The organism is Actinoallomurus sp. CA-150999, from assembly GCF_050942425.1.
GTDB lineage: Bacteria > Actinomycetota > Actinomycetes > Streptosporangiales > Streptosporangiaceae > Actinoallomurus.
Genome location: NZ_CP192063.1, coordinates 8,355,152 through 8,371,739 on the forward strand (window position 1 = coordinate 8,355,152; position 16,588 = coordinate 8,371,739).

The following is a 16,588-nucleotide window of genomic DNA, read 5'->3' on the forward strand; positions in this document are numbered from 1 at the left end:
GGGCACGACGGCGGAGTCGATCCATGTCAGGTGATCGCCTGTGACAGGCTATGAACAACGTACGGCCCGGAAATCACACGGGTAACGCTGGAGAGGGAGAACGCATGCCGGACAAGGGAGAGCTGGGCTGGCGGCTGGTGGCCGGCGCGGCGGCCTTCGGGGCCGGGTTCGTGGCCCGCAAGGCCATCACGGTCGGGTGGAAGCGGGCCACCGGCAAGGAGCCCCCGGCCAACCCGGAGTCTCCGGAGGTCGCGCTGACGGAGGCGATCGGCTGGGCCGTCGCCATGGGCGTCGGCATGGAGGTCGCACGGCTGCTGGCCACGCGCGCGGCTGCCCACCGCTGGCACAAGAGCACGGGCGAGCTGCCGTCCGCGCTGCGCTCGGCGGTCGACAAGGCCAAGAGCGCCACCTCCTGACAAGGCCACACGCATCGCCCTCTGATCGAGGTCAGCGGCGCCGCCTCCTGATCGAGCCCGCCGCCTTCTGATCAAGGCCGGGGGCATCGCCTCCCGGCCGACGAGGTGCCGTCCGGCGCCCCACGGGATCTCCCGGGGGCGCCTAAATGCGTTCCAGCACGTGGAAGGGCGTCAGACCGTACGCGTAGTAGTCGACGGCGTCGGCGAACCCGGCGGCGGCCTTGACCTTCTCGGCCAGGTGGCCGGCCGAGTCGGTGTCCGGGAATCCGGGGCGCAGCACGGCGCGCAGTTCGCGGTCCGGCCCGATGGCCGCCCGGTAGGCCTCCAGGTCGGCGGCGACGCGCGCGGCGTCGCGGGCGTACGCCAGGACGGCGTAGCCGGAGACGACGGAGCCGACGGCCGCCGGGTCCACGCCGATCCGCCACGCCTCCGACGCCGCCAGGCCGCCGGTGGGCAGCCCGTCGGCGTATCCCTTCGCGGCGCCGGTCAGGTCGATGAAGATCAGCCGCGAGCCCTCGTCCGCGACGGCCTCGGCCACCTCCGCGACGAGCGTGGTGACCGTACGGCGGCGGGCGAGCGAGAACTCCATGATCGCCGTCGGCGGGGCGTCGGCGTCCGGCCACGGCCTGCCGTTCAGGGCGTCCTCGACGACGCGTACGGCCTCGGCGCGGGCGGCGTCGGCCCCCTCGATCCGCCGGCAGCGCGTGCAGAAGCACAGGCCGAGGGCGTACTCCGCGAGCGCCCCGAGCTCGGCGAACGAGCGCTCGTGGTGGTAACCGTGCCCGAACAGGCCGAAGTGCAGGGACTCGGCGACCACCGCGTCGGGCTCGTACCGGGCGAGCGATCGGGCCAGCGCCACGGCGTACGCGCGGACGTCCGGGTGGGACGGGCACAGGTCGGCGGGGGCGGCGCGGTCGCCGAAGCAGTTCTCCTGGGTGACGTCCGGGTGCTCCAGCCCCAGGGTCGTGTTGTGGCAGAACACTCCCCAGGCGTGCAGCGCGGCGCCCCGCTCACGGGTCAGTGACCGCAGCGCGCGCAGCGGGTCCTCCTCCGCCCACGGCTGGGCGGGAGGCACGAGCCGGCCGAACAGGTCACCGGGCGGGAAGTGGACCCCGTCTCGGCGGAAGGTGACGCGGGCGGGGCCGTGCGGCGTCACGTCGCGGGCCTGGTGATAGGCGGCGGCGACGGTCAGCCCGGTGCAGCCGTAGCCGAGCACGCGATCGAGGACCCGACCGGCGCCCTCGCCCCGGACGTCCTCGACGAAGGCGTAAATGGAAGATTTCATGTCAGCCCTTGATATCCAGGACGTCCCGGCGTGTCGAGCCCAGGACCCGGGAGCTCTCCAGAGCGGTCCCGGCGACGACCGGCCCGACGTCGCGCATCGCCTTCGACGGCCCGGTGGGCGTCTCGGTCAGCGAGGACCGCTGGGGCGGCGCGGCGCAGGTATTCAAGCACCCGACGCCGCTGCGGCCAGCACGGCACCGGTGAAGGTAAAAAGCATGGAAACTCCTTGAGGAGCGGATCCGCCCGCCGAGGAGTGGGATTCGCAGTCTGCCGGGAACGTGTCAGCGGCAAGTGCACGCCGGGCCGTACCGGCATGAGCGAGAAACGGCGGGTACGCGGGCGGTGAAGGCGAGGGGCCTAGGGGGCGCCCGCCATCGCCTTCGCTACGTGACCGTCAGGCCGGAGGCTCGTCGATCGGCGGCCGGGGAGAGGGGTCGCCGATGGTGCGGCGCAGGTCCTTGCGGACGGTGTCGGACAGCCGCTTGGTGGCCGTGCGGTTGAGGGCGCCGCCGGCGACGGCGCCGGTCAGCAAGGGGCCCATGGTGGTGAGGTGCCGGCCGAGGGTGCGCATGAGGCGCTTGCGCAGGCCGGTCTTGGCGGCCACGCCGAGTGCGGCGGTGACGCTGCCGGGCTTGAGCGGGTCGAAGCCGCGCTGCTGGGCCCACAGTTGAAGGAACACGGCGCCGCGCGCCGTGCCGCTGCCGGGGACCTGCACGCCGTACACCTCGTGCAGCTCGGCGATCAGCTTGACCTCGATCGTCGCGACGACGACGGTCTCGGCGAGGATCTGGGCGGGCGCGGACAGCAGGAGCGGCGGCGCGGCGAACTCGACGGCGGCGAGCGCGCCGCCGGCCGCGCCGACCCCGGTCGTGGCGCGCTGGGCGGCCCGCACCACGGAGTCGGCCAGCGCCTCCCCCGTCAGACCGTTGTGGTGGGCGCGCAGGGTCTCCAGGTCACGGACGGGAATGCGGGGCGCAATGTCCGCGACCACATCGGTGAGCCAGCGTCCCCGCGCGACGCCCGCGGCCCCTGCCCGGCGCGCGCTCGCCGCCAGAAGGCGGGCGAGCCGACCGAGCAGGCGGCCGCGGGTCTCGCGGTCGACATCGTCGTCGGACAGCCGGCCGACCAGCTCCGCCATTTCCTGGCCGAGCCGGTCGTCACCGTCATTCCATCGGGCGAGCTCTCCCTCGGACACGGGTGACGACCCGGCGTCAGGCGGCGCACTCGCGGCAGATCAACTGGCCGTTCCTCTCCTCCGCCAGTTGACTGCGGTGGTGCACGAGGAAGCATCGGGCGCAGGTGAACTCGTCCGCCTGGCGCGGCAGAACGCGAAGGCTGAGCTCCTCGTTCGACAAGTCCGCACCCGGCAGCTCGGTCACCTCGCCGGCGTCCAGGTCCTCGTCGATGACGCCCGTGCTCTTGTCTGCCCGGCGTGCCTGCAGCTCCTGCAGGCTGTCCTCGTTGAGGTCGTCGTCAGTCTTGCGTGGGCTGTCGTAGTCGGTGGCCATCTTCTGTCTCCATCCCCCTCGGTCCTTAGTTATGCGCCCCGTCGCGCGGGTCTAACGCTCGGGAGGCCCATCTTGTGCCCGATCCGGGCGGGAAATTCTGTCACGGGTTTTCACCCCGAACACGCAAGGCGCGTCGCATCACACCGTGAGTCCCCTCACCGCTCATCCGAGTTGTCCGATGTGGCATAAATCACACCGCCTACCGGTGAAGCGGTGATGATGTTTGCCCTGAACCGGATGTTGACGACGAACGTCACAGGTAACGCGATATGGTTTCCCGCCTGTACGGACCTGGCGGGTGCACAGGATAAGGGTTTCGATGGGGTCACACATGCCGGATGCCGCTCCACTAGAGCCGGGCGATCCGACCACACTGGGGCGGTACCAGGTCGTCGGAAGGCTTGGGGAGGGCGGCCAGGGCGCGGTCTTTCTCGGCCGGTCGCCTTCGGGTGACTCCGTAGCGATCAAGTTGCTGCACGAGCAGATGAACTCCGACACCTCCGCCCGGACGCGGTTCGCGCGCGAGGCGGAGGCGGCGCAGAAGGTCTCGCCGTTCTGCACGGCGCAGGTCCTGGACTACGACCTGACCGGCCGGCCGCCGTACATCATCAGCGAGTTCATCGACGGACCACCGCTGTACGACGTGGTGCTCCAGGAGGGGCCCTTCGAGGGGGCCGCGCTCGAGCGCCTGGCGATCGGCACCGCGACGGCGCTCGCGGCCATCCACGAGGCTGGCATCGTCCACCGCGATTTCAAGCCGAACAACGTGCTGCTGGCCTCCGACGGCCCGCGCGTGGTCGACTTCGGCATCGCCCGGTCCGTCGACTCCCAGCAGAGCTCGGTCACGGCGACCGGCATGGTCGTCGGCACGCCCGGATACCTCGCCCCGGAGCAGCTCACCGGTGAGCCGCTGACCCCGTCGGTGGACATCTTCGCCTGGGGCGCGACGATGGTCTTCGCCGCGACGGGGCGGTCGCCGTTCGAGGCGGAGACGCTTCCGGTGATCATCAACCGGATCCTCAACCAGGAGCCGGACCTGTCCCGGCTGCACGGGATCATGCGCGAGCTGGTCGGCGCCGCCCTGGACAAGAACTCTCGCCGCCGCCCGGCCGCGCACCAGCTCCTGCTGCGCCTGCTGGGCCAGGTCGGCGCGACGCCGGGCCCGGCCGCCGACCGGCAGGACCTGCTCGACAAGGGCACCCAGATCGCCGCGCAGCTGCCCCCTCCCCCGCAGATCATCACCCCGCCGCCCGCGATGCCGCCGATGCATCCCGGCCCCTCCACGCCGCCGCCGATGATGCCGCCGGGCCCGAACACGCCCAACCCGATGATGCACCCGGGCCCCTCGACGCCGAACCCGATGATGCGGCCGGGCCCGCAGACCCCGCCGCCGTGGCAGAACCAGGGGCGGCCGACGCATCCACAGGGAGCGCGGTACGTCCCGCCCCCGCCGCAGAAGAAGAACACCAACGCCCCGATCTTCATCGGCCTCGGCTGTGTCGTGGCGCTCATCCTGGTGGTCGGCCTGCCGATCGCCATCGGCGCGGGTCTGCTCCACAAGACCCAGAGCGACCGCCTGCCGGATGGCTTCGAGGGCAGTTGGTCCGGCCGGGCGGCGCCCACCAGCAACCTGGCGTTCGGCAACGACCAGTCACGCGGCATCGACCTGACGCTCTACCAGATCCTCAAGGAGGGCAACGTCAGGTACGACACGTGCTCGGGTGAGCTGAACAGCGCCCAGATCTCGGACGACAAGAAGCAGGTGACGTTCTCGCAGACGCTGACGTCGTACGGGTCGAGCCAGTGTCTGTCCCCGTCGTACGTGACCCTGACCCTCAACGGCTCGTCGATGACGTGGCAGATGAGCCAGACCGCCGGCGGAGCCACGCTCGCCTCCGGCACCCTCACCAAGGAATAACGGCTCCTGACCAGTCCCAGGGAGGACGCCCATGCCCGGAAGCCCCCTTCGGGCGAACGACCCACAGCGCGTGGGGTCGTACGCCCTCACCGGCCGCCTCGGCGAGGGCGGTCAGGGGGTCGTCTATCTCGGCGAGGCGCCGGACGGCGGGCAGGTCGCGGTCAAGCTCCTGCACGCGCAGTTCAGCGGGGACGCGAAGGTACGGGCCCGGTTCGCCGGTGAGCTGGCCAGCGCCAAGCGGGTCGCGCCGTTCTGCACGGCGCGCATCCTCGACGCCGACGTCGAGGGCGACACGCCCTACCTCGTGAGCGAGTTCATCGACGGCCCGTCGCTGCGCCAGGTCGTCGACCGCGAGGGGCCGCGCACGGGCGAGGCCCTGCAGCGCCTGGCCATCGGCACGGTCACCGCGCTCGCCGCCATCCACGAGGCCGGCATCGTCCACCGTGATTTCAAGCCGTCCAACGTGCTGATCGCCGCGGACGGGCCGCGGGTGATCGACTTCGGTATCGCCCGGGCCCTCGACGCCACCGGCACGCTGTCGAGCACGGCCGTGGGAACGCCGTCGTACATGTCGCCCGAGCAGATCTCCGGGCACGTCGTCGGCCCGGCGACGGACGTGTTCGCGTGGGGCTGCACGATCGTGTTCGCCGCCACCGGCTCTCCGGCGTTCGGCCAGGACTCCATCCCCGCCGTGATGCACCGGATCCTGAACCAGGAGCCGTACCTCGGGATGCTCATGGGGCCGCTGCGGGAGATCGTCACGGCGTGCCTGTGGAAGGACCCGAACCGGCGGCCCACCGCCCAGCAGATCCTGCTGCGCCTGCTCAGCCACGAAGGCGTCGTCCTGCCGGGCGCCGGGGCGCCCGCGCCCACGACGATCCTGCAGGAGGGCGCCCAGATGGCGGCCGAGGGCGCCTCCCCGGCCCCGTACGCCCCGGCGGGCGACACGCCGCCGCCCGGGACCTACCGCAACGACATGCCCTCGAATCCCTACGGGGGCGACACGCCGCCGCCTGAGGCGTACCGGAACGACCTGCCGTCGAACCCCTACGGAGGCGACACGCCGCCGCCCGGCCCGTACGGCCCGCCGACGCCGTACGACCCCTACGGGACGAACCCGGCGTCCCTGCCGTACCCGCAGCAGACGATGCCCGCCGGGCGGCGGCGGACCCGGCCCGGCGTCGTGGCCTCGATCGCGGCAGGCGCGGTGCTGCTCATCGCGACGGGCGCCGTGGCGACGACCGAGCTCCTCAACCGTCACCACCAGAAGCCGACGCCGAGCCCGACCGGCCGGGTCGGCGGCACCTTCCGGATGGCGATGTTCGCCCCGGCGGCCATCGATCCGTCGAACGCCGTGCTCACCTCGGACGTGTTCGCGGCCGAGAACCTCTTCACCGGCCTGACCACGATCCAGCCGAACGGCTCGGTCGCGAAGGCGCTGGCCACGGAGATGACGCCCAACTCCGGCTGTACGCAGTGGCACTTCACGATCAAGCAGGGCACGACCTTCAGCGACGGTTCGCCCGTCGACGCCGCCGCCTTCGTACGTGGCTGGAACCGCGCCGCGCGCGGCCAGGGCATGGGCTACCTGATGACGCTGATCCAGGGCTACTCGGACGTAGCGGCGGGCAAGAGCACCTCCATGTCCGGCGTCGTGCAGGAGGGGACGAACGCCCTCCGGGTGACGCTGAGCAAGGCCGACTGCGACTTCGCCATGCGGGTGGCCACTCCTCCGTTCGCGCCGGTCCCGGCCTCCGCCGGGGACGTGAAGAACACCACGTACAACAACCAGCCGATCGGCAACGGCCCGTTCAAGGTGAGCCAGTACACCCCGAACACCCGGCTGAGCCTCGTACGGAACGACTCCTACGCCTTCGCCAAGCCGAAGCTCGACCAGGTCGACGCCACCTTCGTCTCCGACCTCAACCAGCCGCTCACGGACTTCGGCCGCGGGCAGTACGACTGGGTCGAGGTCGAGGGCGCGACGATCAACACGGCGCGCTCCCTGCACTCCTCGGACCACAAGCTCGTCACCGCCGCCTCCAGCACGATGTCGTACCTCACGCCGATCACGGACAAGGGCCCGATGAACAAGAAGGAGGCACGGCTCGCCGTCTCCTACGCCCTCGACCGGAAGGCCCTGGCCACCGCCCTCAACCAGGGCTACGAACCCGCGACGTCCCTGGTGCCGCCCGCGGTCCCCGGCGCCTACGTCAACGGCTGCACCGCCTGCACCTACAACCCCTCGCAGGCCAAGACGCTGGCGCAGCAGGCGGGCCTCCCGCCGGGCTCGAAGGTCACCTTCACCTCCACCGACCTGGCCACCTACACGCAGCTGGTGACGCTCGTGCAGAACCAGCTGAAGCAGGTGCTCGGGTGGGACGTGCAGGTGAAGAGGCTGCCCTCCACCGCGTTCTACCCGGACATGTCCGGCAAGAGCGCCGCGGGCCTGTACCGGCTCTCCTGGGCCGCCGACTACCCCTCGGCCGAGAGCGTCCTCGACGCGCTGCTGTCCAGTGACAACATCCAGCGCAAGAACGACGGCGCCATCTCGGGCACAAACTACGCCCGGTACAGCAGTCAGGCGTTCGACTCGGCCCTGAACACCGCCCGGGCCACCAACGACCCGACCCAGCGGACCCAGCGGCTCCAGGCGGCCGAGAAGGTCGCGCTCGACGACATGGCCATCATCCCGCTGTACTCGCACACGCAGTACCGGGTCGCCGACACCACGTCCTTCGTCGGCATGGACCTCGACTACACCGGGTTCCCGGTGCTCACCGCGACGGCCCGGAAGTAAGGATCGTCCCCGAGACTCCCCGTACGGGCGGTCAGGCGGACGGTCACGATGAGGGCCGGCATCCCCGCGCGGCGCGGTGGTCAGGCGTGCGGGAGGCGGACCGTCACGATGAGGCCGCCGTCCTCGCGCGGCGTGGCGATGACCGTCCCGCCGTGCGCGGAGACCACCGAGCGCACGATGGACAGGCCCAGTCCCGCGCCCTTGGACGACTCGATCCGGTCGGTGTTGAGCCGGCGGAACGGCTCGAACAGGCTCTGCACGTCGTACGCCGGCACCACCGGACCGGTGTTCTCCACCTGGCAGGTGGGCCACCCCTCCAGGACCCCCGTACGGACGACCACCATGCCGTCGTCGACGTTGTGGCGGATCGCGTTGTCCACGAGGTTCGACACCAGGTGCTCGAGCAGGACCGGATCGCCGATGGCCGGCGCGTCGGTCAGCTCCGACTTCACCTCGATGTCGGGCCGGTCCCCCCGGACCGACGTCTTCAGCACGGTGGACGCGACCTCGCCCAGGTCGACCGGCGTGCGGGTGGTCAGCTCCCGCTCGCTGCGCGCCAGCAGGAGCAGTCCCTCGATCAGCCGCTCGTGCCGGGCGTTGTTGGCCAGGAGGGTCTTGCCGACCGTCTTCATGTCCTCCGACGCCTCGGGGTCGGTGACCGCGACCTCGAGCAGGGTCCGGTTGATGGCCAGCGGCGTGCGCAGCTCGTGCGAGGCGTTGCTGACGAACCGCCGCTGCGTGTCGAACGCCTGGCTCAGCCGGTCGAGCATGGCGTCGAACGTGTCGGCCAGCTCCTTGATCTCATCCTCCGGGCCCTGCATCGCGATGCGCTGGTGCATGGTGCTCTCGGAGAGCTTGCGGGCGGTCGCGGTGACCTTCTGCAGCGGCGCGAGCGCCCGGTCGGCGACGAACCAGCCGAGCGCCAGGGCGATGAGCCCCACGCCCAGCAGCGCGAACGCCGACTGGGTGATGAGCCGGTGCTGGACCCCCTTGATGAAGGCCCGGGCGAAGGCTTCGGCCTGCTGCTGCGTCAGCCCGGTGCCCGGCTCGGTCGACTGCACGGTGATCGGCAGGCTCTCCAGGATGTTGGTGACCAGGACGTAGGCCACCGTCAGCAGCAGGAGCCCCGCCGCGAAGAACAGCCCGCCGTACAGAAGGGTCAGCCGCAGCCGCACCGTCATGCGGCGCGGCAGGGAGCCCGGCGAGGGGATCAAAGGCGGTACCCCGCGCCGGGAACGGTCTCGATGACCTGCGGCTCACCGAGTTTCTTGCGAAGCGTCATCATGGTCACCCGCACCACGTTCGTGAACGGATCGATGTTCTCGTCCCAGGCCTTCTCGAGAAGCTGCTCGGCGCTGACGACGGTGCCCTGCCCTCGCATGAGCACCTCGAGCACCGCGAACTCCTTGGGCGTCAGGTCGACCGGCCGGTCGTCCCGGGTGACCTCACGGCGGGCCGGGTCGAGCCGCACGCCGGCACGCTCGAGCACGGGCGGCAGCGGCGGCGCGGAACGTCGGCCCAGCGCGCGGATCCGGGCGATCAACTCGGCGAAGGCGAACGGCTTCGCGAGGTAGTCATCGGCCCCGATCGACAGTCCCTCGACCTTGTCGTCCAGCTCACCCGCCGCGGTCAGCATCAGGACGCGCGCCGTGGCCCCATCGGCGACGAGGCTCCGGCAAACCTCGTCGCCGTGGACCCGCGGTAGATCGCGGTCCAGCACGACCACGTCGTAGTCGTTGACGCTGGTCCGCTCCAGCGCGCTGGCGCCGTCGTACGCGACGTCGACCGCCATCGCCTCACGCCGCAACCCGGTGGCGATGGTGTCGGCGAGCACGCGCTCATCCTCGACGACCAGGACTCTCACCCGCTTCAACCCCCCTGGAAGGCCACGCGCTGGACCGGCGATTCAGTTATGCCACGCCGCGCGTAAGTCTCTGATAAGCGCGTCCAGGATATTCGTAGGTTTACCAAGAACGGGGACGTGGGTAGGGGTGGCAGACGACCTATCGAAAGGAGACCGCGTGGGCGAGTTGAAGGCCACGATCCAGCAGCGTATGTCCGATGCGTACGATTCGCTTCGGACAGCCCGCGACGCAGGCGACGATCTCCTGATCGATGTGCAGGAGGCAGAGATCGACGACCTGCGCCGCACGGCCGCCGATCACGGGATCGACCTGCCGCGCTCCGGCTGACAACACGGTTGGTGGGCACCGAGTCCGCCCAGAGACGTCCGGGGGCCTCGCACCTGTAGTCAGGTGCGAGGCCCCCGTGCGCTCTGCTTGATGGCGCTCGCTTCGCGGGCGCCCCGCGGGTCACCCGCGTGCGGCACCGACCTCGTCGAGGAGGTCGTGCAGCGGAGGGAAGAGATCCGGGCCCGCGGCGATCGTGAGCTCCGCGCTCGGCGGGGCGCCGTGCAGGCCGCCGACGGTCCCGCCGGCCTCCTGGACGATGAGCGTCCCCGCGGCGAAGTCCCACTCCTGGGGGCCGCGTTCGTAGTAGGCGTCGATGCGGCCGGCGGCCACGGAGCACAGGTCCACGGCGGCCGAGCCGTTGCGCCGGATGTCGCGGACGCGCGGCAGCACGCCCAGCAGAGCCTCGGCCTGGTGGGCGCGGCGTTCGGCGGAGTAGCCGAACCCGGTCGCCACCAGCGCCTTGTCCAGGGAGACGCCGGTGTTGCAGCGGAGCCGTTCGCTCGACCCGTCCTCGCGCATCAGGTGCGCGCCCTGTCCCCGTGCGGCGGTGTACAGCTCACCGCGCATCGGGACGGCGACGACGCCGACCACGACCTCGCCGTCGACCTCGGCGGCGATGCTCACGGACCAGTCGGGCAGGTCGTACAGGTAGTTGACCGTGCCGTCGATCGGGTCGATGATCCAGCGGACGCCGCTGGATCCGCCGCTCTCGCCGCCCTCCTCGCCCAGGAAGGCGTCGCCGGGCCGGGCGGCCCGGATGCGGTCGACGATGAGCCGCTCGGACGCCTTGTCCATCTCGGTGACGACGTCGGTCGAGCTCGACTTGGTGTACGCGACGCCGAGGTCGGCCGGCCGCTTGTCGATGAGCATGACAGAGGCGACCTCAGCGGTGCTGATCGCCAGTTCGAACAACAGGTCCTGCACGTTCCCCCCTCGGGATTCGGGCTGCACGTCCGTCAACGGCCGGTGGGCACGTCCGCGCGGCGGCAGTGCCCCGCGGCGCAGTGGTCGGGGCGCGGCCCCAGGCTCCCCAGCGCCGGGCGGTCGGTCCCGTCGCGTTCGAGGAGCAGCTCGCGGACCATCGCGACGAACCGGGGATGGACACCGGGCGTTGCCGCCCGTTCGATCCGCAGCCCGAGGCGGCCGGCGAGCTCCGCCGCCTCGATGTCGAGGTCGTACTTGACCTCCATGTGGTCGGAGACGAATCCGACGGGCACGATGACCGCCGCGCGGACGCCTTCGGCGTGAAGCTTCGCCAGGTGGTCGAGGATGTCCGGCTCCAGCCACGGCACGCTCGGCGGGCCGCTGCGGCTCTGGTACACCAGGTCCCAGGGACGGCCCTCCGCCACGACCGCGGAGATGTCGGTCAGCTCCGCGACGTAGTCCTCGCGGCCCGGCTGGGCGAGCGGCACGCTGTGGGCGGTGAAGACGACCCGGGCGTCGTCGCGCAGCTCGGCGGGCAGCCGGTCGAGGGCGGCCCGGGTGTTCTCGATCATCGGCTCGACGAAGCCGGGGTGGTTGTAGTAGATCCGGAGCTTGTCCACCTCGGGAGCGTCCTCGACCTCGTCCCGAGCGCGGTCGATGTCCTCCAGGTACTGCCGGCAGCAGGAGTAGCCGCTGTAGGCGGACGTCGCGAACGCCGCCGCCCGGCGTACGCCGTCGGCCTTCATCTGCCACAGCGTGTCGGCGAGGAACGGATGCCAGTTGCGGTTGCCCCAGTAGACCGGCAGGTCGAGGCCGTTCGCGGCGAAGTCGGCCTCGATGGCGGCCTTGAGGTCGCGGCACTGCTGGTTGATGGGGCTGGCCCCGCCGAAGTGATCGTAGTGCTCGGCCACGGCCTCGAGGCGTGCGCGCGGGACGCCCCGGCCCCGCGTGACGTTCTCCAGGAACGGCATGACGTCCTCGGGCTTCTCCGGCCCGCCGAAGGACAGCAACAGCAGCGCGTCGTACGGCATGCCCCCATCCAACCAGCCGCCCGCCGATGCCCGGCACCCGCCCGGCGGGCGGCGGTGCCGACCCCAGGTCCGGTCAGGAGTAGCGGCGGGCGTACGCGCGGGCCAGGGACAGCACGTTGTTCACGTACGCGTCCGAGTGGTTGTAGGCGAAGACGGCGTGGTAGAGGCCGTTGCCGCCGCGCCCGGCCCCGCTCGCGCACAGGTACTTGGCGGCGGCCGGCACGGCGTCGTACGGATCCATGATGTCGGCCTTGCCGTCGCCGTCGCCGTCCACGCCGTAGATCCGCCAGGTCGCCGGCATGAACTGCATCGGGCCGAGCGCGCCCGCGCTCGACGGTCCGGCGTTGCGCCCGTGGTCGCTCTCGATCTGCCCGATGGCGGCCAGCACGGTCCACGAGAGTCCCGGGCAGAGACCGGCGGACTGCTGGTACAGGGCGAGGTACGTGCCGGGGCGGCCGGAGGACGGCTGCTTCTGCGCCGGTTGTCCCTTCGGCTGCGTCGCGGACTGGTGCAGGTCGATCACCTGGGCGTTCCCGCCGACGACCTTGTGCAGCCGTGTCCCGAGGCCCCGGTCGGCCCCGGGCGCGTTCACGAGGAAGGCGATGTCGTGGACCAGGCCGATCTTCCGCCCGGTCTCGCGTCCGACGAGCACGTTGATGCCCGGCAGACCCAGCGAGCCGGAGCCGCCCATGGTGACGAACATCTGCGCCCTGCCGAGGACCGGGTACTGCATCGACTCGCGCAGCCCGAGCTGCTGCTGAACCTCGTCGGAGACGACGAACCGGTCCTGGGCGAGGGCGTTCCACAGTCCGTCGTTCTTGGCCGTGCCGGGCGGGGTCCAGGACCGGAAGGCCGACGGGTCGACGGCGAACATGTTCACCCGTCCGCCCTGGAGCTGCACCGCCCCGGCGTCCACGGTGATGACGTCGCGGACGCGCTTGAGGTGGGAGACCCCCTGCAGCTTCGTGGTGGTCACCGGGCGGTCCGCGACGACGAGGAAGTCGGGGTCCACGACGCGCTTCAGAGCGGCGGGCTGCTCGGTGTTCGGCACGACGGTGGTGACGGGCCCGGTGCCGTTCTCCGGCCCTGAGGCCGCCGTGTGCCCGCCCTTGGGCGCCGCGTCGGGTTCGGCGGTCACGATGTACACCGCGCCGCTCGCCGCGGTCGCGGTGGCCGCCAGCGCGATGGCCGCCACGGCGGTCGGGAGTCCTCTGCGAACGAAGCGTCTCATCGGTACTCCCAACGATCGGACCCGGGCGGTAGTTACCCAACACTCGGCGGCACTTCGACAGGTACGGTTCGGACAAAGAAAAGATCCGCCCAGAATCGGCCTGGTCACGAGGCTCCATGATCACGCTCATGGGGTTGCCGAGACCAGGTGAAAGATGAGTAGATTTCGCCTTATGCCCCCTGTGACACCTCAGACCTGGCGAAATTGGGCCGGTAACCAGCGCGCCACCCCCCGGCGCGTCCTGACGCCCCGGTCCACCGCCGACGTCGTCTCCGCCGTCAAGGCCGCGGCCGCCTCCGGCCTGACGGTCCGCATGGCCGGCACCGGGCACTCCTTCACCGACGCCGCCGCCACCGAGGGCCTCCTGCTCCGGCCGGACGGCCTCACGGAGCTGCGGTCGGTCGACACCGCCACCGGCCTCGTCACCGCCGAGGCGGGCATGCCGCTGAAGGTCTTCAACGCGCACCTGGAACAGCACGGCCTCGCCCTGGCCAACATGGGGGACATCCAGGAGCAGACCCTCGCCGGCGCCACGCAGACCGCGACGCACGGGACGGGGCGCGACGCCGCGGGCCTCGTGTCGCAGATCGCCGGGCTCGAACTCGTGCTGGCCGACGGCAGCGTCGTCACCTGCTCCCGCGAGGACCGGCCCGAGCTGTTCGACGCCGCCCGCGCCGGCCTGGGCGCGCTCGGCATCGTCACCGCGATCACCTGGCAGGCCGTCCCGGCGTTCCTGCTGCAGGCGCGCGAGGAGCCGATGCGGTGGGACGAGGTCCTAGCGCGCCTCGACGAACTCGCGGCCGAGAACGAGCACTTCGAGTTCTACTGGTTCCCGCACACCGACGGCTGCCTGACCAAGCGCAACAACCGGGTGCCCGGACCCGCCGAGCCGCTCGGGACGTTCCGGCACTGGCTGGACGACGAGTTCCTGTCCAACTCGGTGTTCGACGTCGCGAACCGCGTCGCCCACCACGTCCCCCGCGCCATCCCGACGATCAACGGTGTGTCCGCGCGGGCCCTGGGCGCCCGGACGTACACCGACGTGTCGTACAAGGTGTTCACCAGCCCGCGGCGGGTCCGTTTCAAGGAGCAGGAGTACGCCGTCCCGCGTGAGGAACTGGCCGGAGCGCTCCGCGAGGTCCGCGCGCTCATCGAGCGCCGGGGCTGGCGCATCTCCTTCCCCATCGAGGTGCGCCTGCTGCCGCCGGAGGACGCCTGGCTGTCGATGGCGTACGGGCGGGACAGCGCCTTCATCGCGATCCACGTCTACCACGCGTCCCCGCACGAGGAGTACTTCCAGGGCGTCGAAGAGGTCCTGACGCCACTCGGCGGACGGCCGCACTGGGGCAAGCTGCACACGCGGGACGCGTCGTACCTTGAGGGCGTCTACCCGCGATTCGGCGACTTCCTGGCGCTACGCGACCGGATCGATCCCGAACGCCGCTTCGCCAACCGCTACCTGACTCAGATATTCGGCACGTGAAACCCGTAGACTCGCGATGAATCGCATCCCGCTCGCGCGGCGTGCAGATCCCTCGTGCTCCGACCGGTAGCCGCGTACGACCCCGAACCATCAAGCATCCACCGATCTCCCGACCGCGTCCCGTCACAGCGGCCGCGTGAGCCACGCCAGTCCGACGGCATCACGCGGCAAAGGATCCACAAGAATGGTTAAGCCCCCCGTCGCCGCCGTCCCCGAGCGGGCAAGCTGGGTCGACACTGCGGGAACTTGACAAGGATCACGTCGTGAGGGCGGCGATGTTCGGACATGCCGGGTACGGTGCTGGCGGGCAGGTGTGTCCTGACGCGACACTGGTAGCACCGGGGGAAGGGCACGCATGCGCCCCGAGCCGCGTCGGACAGGGCACGAAAGGACACGCATGCAGGAGCTGCGCCTCGTCGCGGTCAGCGAGGACGGGTCGTACCTCGTCCTGGCCACCGCGGGACGGGGCACCCGGTTCACGCTGCCTATCGATGATCGGCTGCGTGCCGTGGTCCGTGGGCATTTCTCCCGCCTCGGCCAGTACGAGATCGAAGTGGAGAGTCCTTTGCGTCCCAAGGAGATCCAGGCTCGTATTCGCGCTGGAGAGACAGCGGAAGAGATCGCCGAAACGGCAGGCATCCCGGTGGAGCGTGTCCGCTGGTTCGAGGGACCGGTTCTTCAGGAGCGCGAGTACATGGCCCAGCAGGCCCAGCGCGTGCCGATCCGACGCCCGGGTGAGTCCTCGCCCGCCCCTGCCCTCGGAGAGCTCGTCGAGGAGCGCCTCGGCCGGCGCGGCATCGACCTGGAAGAGGTCGAGTGGGACTCCCGTAAGTGCGAGGACTCGACCTGGCGGGTCAGCCTCGCCTTCTACTACGACGGCCGTCCCTACTCGGCGGAGTGGGCGTACGACCCCCGCCGCCGCCACATCTCGGCCGTGAACGACGAGGCCTCGCGCCTGTCCTCTCTCGACGTCGACGAGTCCGCCGACGACACCGTCACCCCGTTCGTCCCGCGCCGCCCCATGAAGATCGTCGGCGACCCCGTCCGCGAGCAGGCTCCGCCGCCTGGCCCCGTCATCCCGGTCCCCGCGCCGGCCCGCCGCGAGGAGTTCGTGGCCGAGGAGCCGACGGTCGTCCGCGAGGTTCCGCGGCCGGCCCCCGCCGAGGAGCCCGTCGCGCGCGCCCCGCGTCCGCGCGAGGCCCACCCGGAGATCGTGGCCAAGCCGCAGGAGCTGACCGTGCCGACGCGGCCCGCTCCCCCGGCCGCCGCCGAGCCCCCGGCTCCCGCACCGCAGCCGTCCAGGCCGGAGCCCGTCGCCCCGCCCGCCGCCGAGCGCGCGCCGGTCGAGGCCGCCCCGGTGGAGGCGGCACGGGTGGAGACGGCCCCGATGGAGGTCGAGGCCGAGCAGCCGGAGCCGGAGCCGGAGCGGGAGGTCGCCGAGGCCAAGCCGCAGGCGCCCAAGCCGGCGCCGCCGAAGCAGGCCGCCGCCAAGCCCGCCGCGGCTGCGGCGAAGCCTGCCGCCGCCCAGAAGCCGGCCCAGGCCAGGCCCGCTGCCCAGAAGCCGAGCCAGGCCAGGCCCGCGGCGCAGAAGCCGGCGCCGCAGAAGCCCGTGGAGAAGCCGGCCGAGAAGGCTCCGGAGCGTCCGGCCGCGGCCGCCGCGAAGCCCGCGACCCCGCCGGCAGCCCCGGAGAAGCGGCCGCCCGCCCGGAAGCGTGCCCGCAGCAAGCGCGCCTCGGTCCCGTCCTGGGACGAGATCATGTTCGGCGCCCGCCGCCCCGAGTAATCCCGGAGGAAGGCACCG

At 71.4% G+C, this 16,588-nt stretch carries 15 protein-coding genes; 6 read left to right on the top strand and 9 right to left on the bottom strand.

Going from position 1 to position 16,588, the window contains the following annotated elements; genetic code table 11:
* Positions 1 to 104: 104 nt before the first annotated feature.
* Complete coding sequence (locus tag ACQP2O_RS38595; RefSeq protein ID WP_433174011.1) at positions 105 to 416, top strand: DUF4235 domain-containing protein; 312 nt, start codon at positions 105 to 107, stop codon at positions 414 to 416.
* Positions 417 to 558: 142 nt separating this feature from the next.
* On the opposite strand, the gene ACQP2O_RS38600 is transcribed toward ACQP2O_RS38595, so the two are convergent.
* From ACQP2O_RS38600 to ACQP2O_RS38615, 4 genes are all read right to left on the bottom strand, one after another.
* Complete coding sequence (locus ACQP2O_RS38600; RefSeq protein WP_433174013.1) at positions 559 to 1,701, bottom strand: hypothetical protein; 1,143 nt, start codon at positions 1,699 to 1,701, stop codon at positions 559 to 561.
* Between the two features lies 1 nt (position 1,702).
* Complete coding sequence (locus ACQP2O_RS38605; protein ID WP_433174015.1) at positions 1,703 to 1,867, bottom strand: hypothetical protein; 165 nt, start codon at positions 1,865 to 1,867, stop codon at positions 1,703 to 1,705.
* Between the two features lie 227 nt (positions 1,868 to 2,094).
* Positions 2,095 to 2,838 (bottom strand): hypothetical protein, encoded by a 744-nt coding sequence (locus tag ACQP2O_RS38610; RefSeq protein ID WP_433191288.1) that lies wholly within the window; start codon positions 2,836 to 2,838, stop codon positions 2,095 to 2,097.
* Positions 2,839 to 2,911: 73 nt separating this feature from the next.
* A complete protein-coding gene (locus ACQP2O_RS38615) occupies positions 2,912 to 3,208 on the bottom strand; it encodes a DUF4193 domain-containing protein (RefSeq protein WP_360890442.1) in 297 nt (98 codons plus the stop codon).
* Positions 3,209 to 3,539: 331 nt separating this feature from the next.
* Between ACQP2O_RS38615 and ACQP2O_RS38620 the strand changes: the two genes are divergently transcribed.
* Both ACQP2O_RS38620 and ACQP2O_RS38625 read left to right on the top strand, forming a co-directional pair.
* A complete protein-coding gene (locus ACQP2O_RS38620) occupies positions 3,540 to 5,126 on the top strand; it encodes a serine/threonine-protein kinase (protein WP_433174017.1) in 1,587 nt (528 codons plus the stop codon).
* A 31-nt stretch (positions 5,127 to 5,157) separates the two neighbouring features.
* Positions 5,158 to 7,926: an ABC transporter substrate-binding protein gene (locus ACQP2O_RS38625; protein WP_433174019.1), complete on the top strand. Its 2,769-nt coding sequence runs from the start codon at positions 5,158 to 5,160 to the stop codon at positions 7,924 to 7,926.
* 80 nt (positions 7,927 to 8,006) lie between these two features.
* Here ACQP2O_RS38625 and ACQP2O_RS38630 read toward each other — a convergent pair whose 3' ends face one another.
* Both ACQP2O_RS38630 and ACQP2O_RS38635 read right to left on the bottom strand, forming a co-directional pair.
* Entirely contained in the window at positions 8,007 to 9,140 is a 1,134-nt protein-coding gene (locus ACQP2O_RS38630; protein WP_433174021.1) for a sensor histidine kinase, read from the bottom strand.
* Positions 9,137 to 9,790 carry a response regulator transcription factor gene (locus ACQP2O_RS38635; RefSeq protein ID WP_433174023.1) on the bottom strand — a complete coding sequence of 218 codons (654 nt, stop codon included), beginning with the start codon at positions 9,788 to 9,790 and terminating at the stop codon, positions 9,137 to 9,139. The genes ACQP2O_RS38630 and ACQP2O_RS38635 overlap by 4 nt, the downstream gene beginning before the upstream one ends.
* 157 nt (positions 9,791 to 9,947) lie before the next feature.
* Between ACQP2O_RS38635 and ACQP2O_RS38640 the strand changes: the two genes are divergently transcribed.
* Positions 9,948 to 10,118 (top strand): hypothetical protein, encoded by a 171-nt coding sequence (locus ACQP2O_RS38640; RefSeq protein WP_433174025.1) that lies wholly within the window; start codon positions 9,948 to 9,950, stop codon positions 10,116 to 10,118.
* A 120-nt stretch (positions 10,119 to 10,238) separates the two neighbouring features.
* Here the strand turns inward: ACQP2O_RS38640 and ACQP2O_RS38645 are convergent, their stop codons facing one another.
* From ACQP2O_RS38645 to ACQP2O_RS38655, 3 genes are all read right to left on the bottom strand, one after another.
* A complete protein-coding gene (locus ACQP2O_RS38645) occupies positions 10,239 to 11,042 on the bottom strand; it encodes an inositol monophosphatase family protein (protein ID WP_433174027.1) in 804 nt (267 codons plus the stop codon).
* Between the two features lie 32 nt (positions 11,043 to 11,074).
* Positions 11,075 to 12,073, bottom strand: coding sequence for a ferrochelatase (locus ACQP2O_RS38650; RefSeq protein ID WP_433174029.1), 999 nt, complete (start codon positions 12,071 to 12,073; stop codon positions 11,075 to 11,077).
* 73 nt (positions 12,074 to 12,146) lie between these two features.
* On the bottom strand, positions 12,147 to 13,304 hold the full coding sequence (locus ACQP2O_RS38655) for a lytic transglycosylase domain-containing protein (protein ID WP_433174031.1): 1,158 nt from the start codon (positions 13,302 to 13,304) through the stop codon (positions 12,147 to 12,149).
* Between the two features lie 172 nt (positions 13,305 to 13,476).
* On the opposite strand from ACQP2O_RS38655, the gene ACQP2O_RS38660 reads away from it, so the two are divergent.
* Complete coding sequence (locus tag ACQP2O_RS38660) at positions 13,477 to 14,787, top strand: D-arabinono-1,4-lactone oxidase (protein ID WP_433174033.1); 1,311 nt, start codon at positions 13,477 to 13,479, stop codon at positions 14,785 to 14,787.
* Between the two features lie 397 nt (positions 14,788 to 15,184).
* Entirely contained in the window at positions 15,185 to 16,570 is a 1,386-nt protein-coding gene (gene sepH / locus ACQP2O_RS38665) for a septation protein SepH (protein ID WP_433174035.1), read from the top strand.
* Positions 16,571 to 16,588: the final 18 nt, after the last annotated feature.

Coding starts and splice junctions, on each gene's coding strand:
- ACQP2O_RS38595 (WP_433174011.1), top strand. CDS start 105: ATGCCGGACAAGGGAGAGCTGGGCTGGCGGCTGGTGGCCGGCGCGGCG.
- ACQP2O_RS38600 (WP_433174013.1), bottom strand. CDS start 1,701: ATGAAATCTTCCATTTACGCCTTCGTCGAGGACGTCCGGGGCGAGGGC.
- ACQP2O_RS38610 (WP_433191288.1), bottom strand. CDS start 2,838: ATGGCGGAGCTGGTCGGCCGGCTGTCCGACGACGATGTCGACCGCGAG.
- ACQP2O_RS38615 (WP_360890442.1), bottom strand. CDS start 3,208: ATGGCCACCGACTACGACAGCCCACGCAAGACTGACGACGACCTCAAC.
- ACQP2O_RS38620 (WP_433174017.1), top strand. CDS start 3,540: ATGCCGGATGCCGCTCCACTAGAGCCGGGCGATCCGACCACACTGGGG.
- ACQP2O_RS38625 (WP_433174019.1), top strand. CDS start 5,158: ATGCCCGGAAGCCCCCTTCGGGCGAACGACCCACAGCGCGTGGGGTCG.
- ACQP2O_RS38650 (WP_433174029.1), bottom strand. CDS start 12,073: ATGCCGTACGACGCGCTGCTGTTGCTGTCCTTCGGCGGGCCGGAGAAG.
- ACQP2O_RS38655 (WP_433174031.1), bottom strand. CDS start 13,304: ATGAGACGCTTCGTTCGCAGAGGACTCCCGACCGCCGTGGCGGCCATC.
- ACQP2O_RS38660 (WP_433174033.1), top strand. CDS start 13,477: ATGCCCCCTGTGACACCTCAGACCTGGCGAAATTGGGCCGGTAACCAG.
- sepH (WP_433174035.1), top strand. CDS start 15,185: ATGCAGGAGCTGCGCCTCGTCGCGGTCAGCGAGGACGGGTCGTACCTC.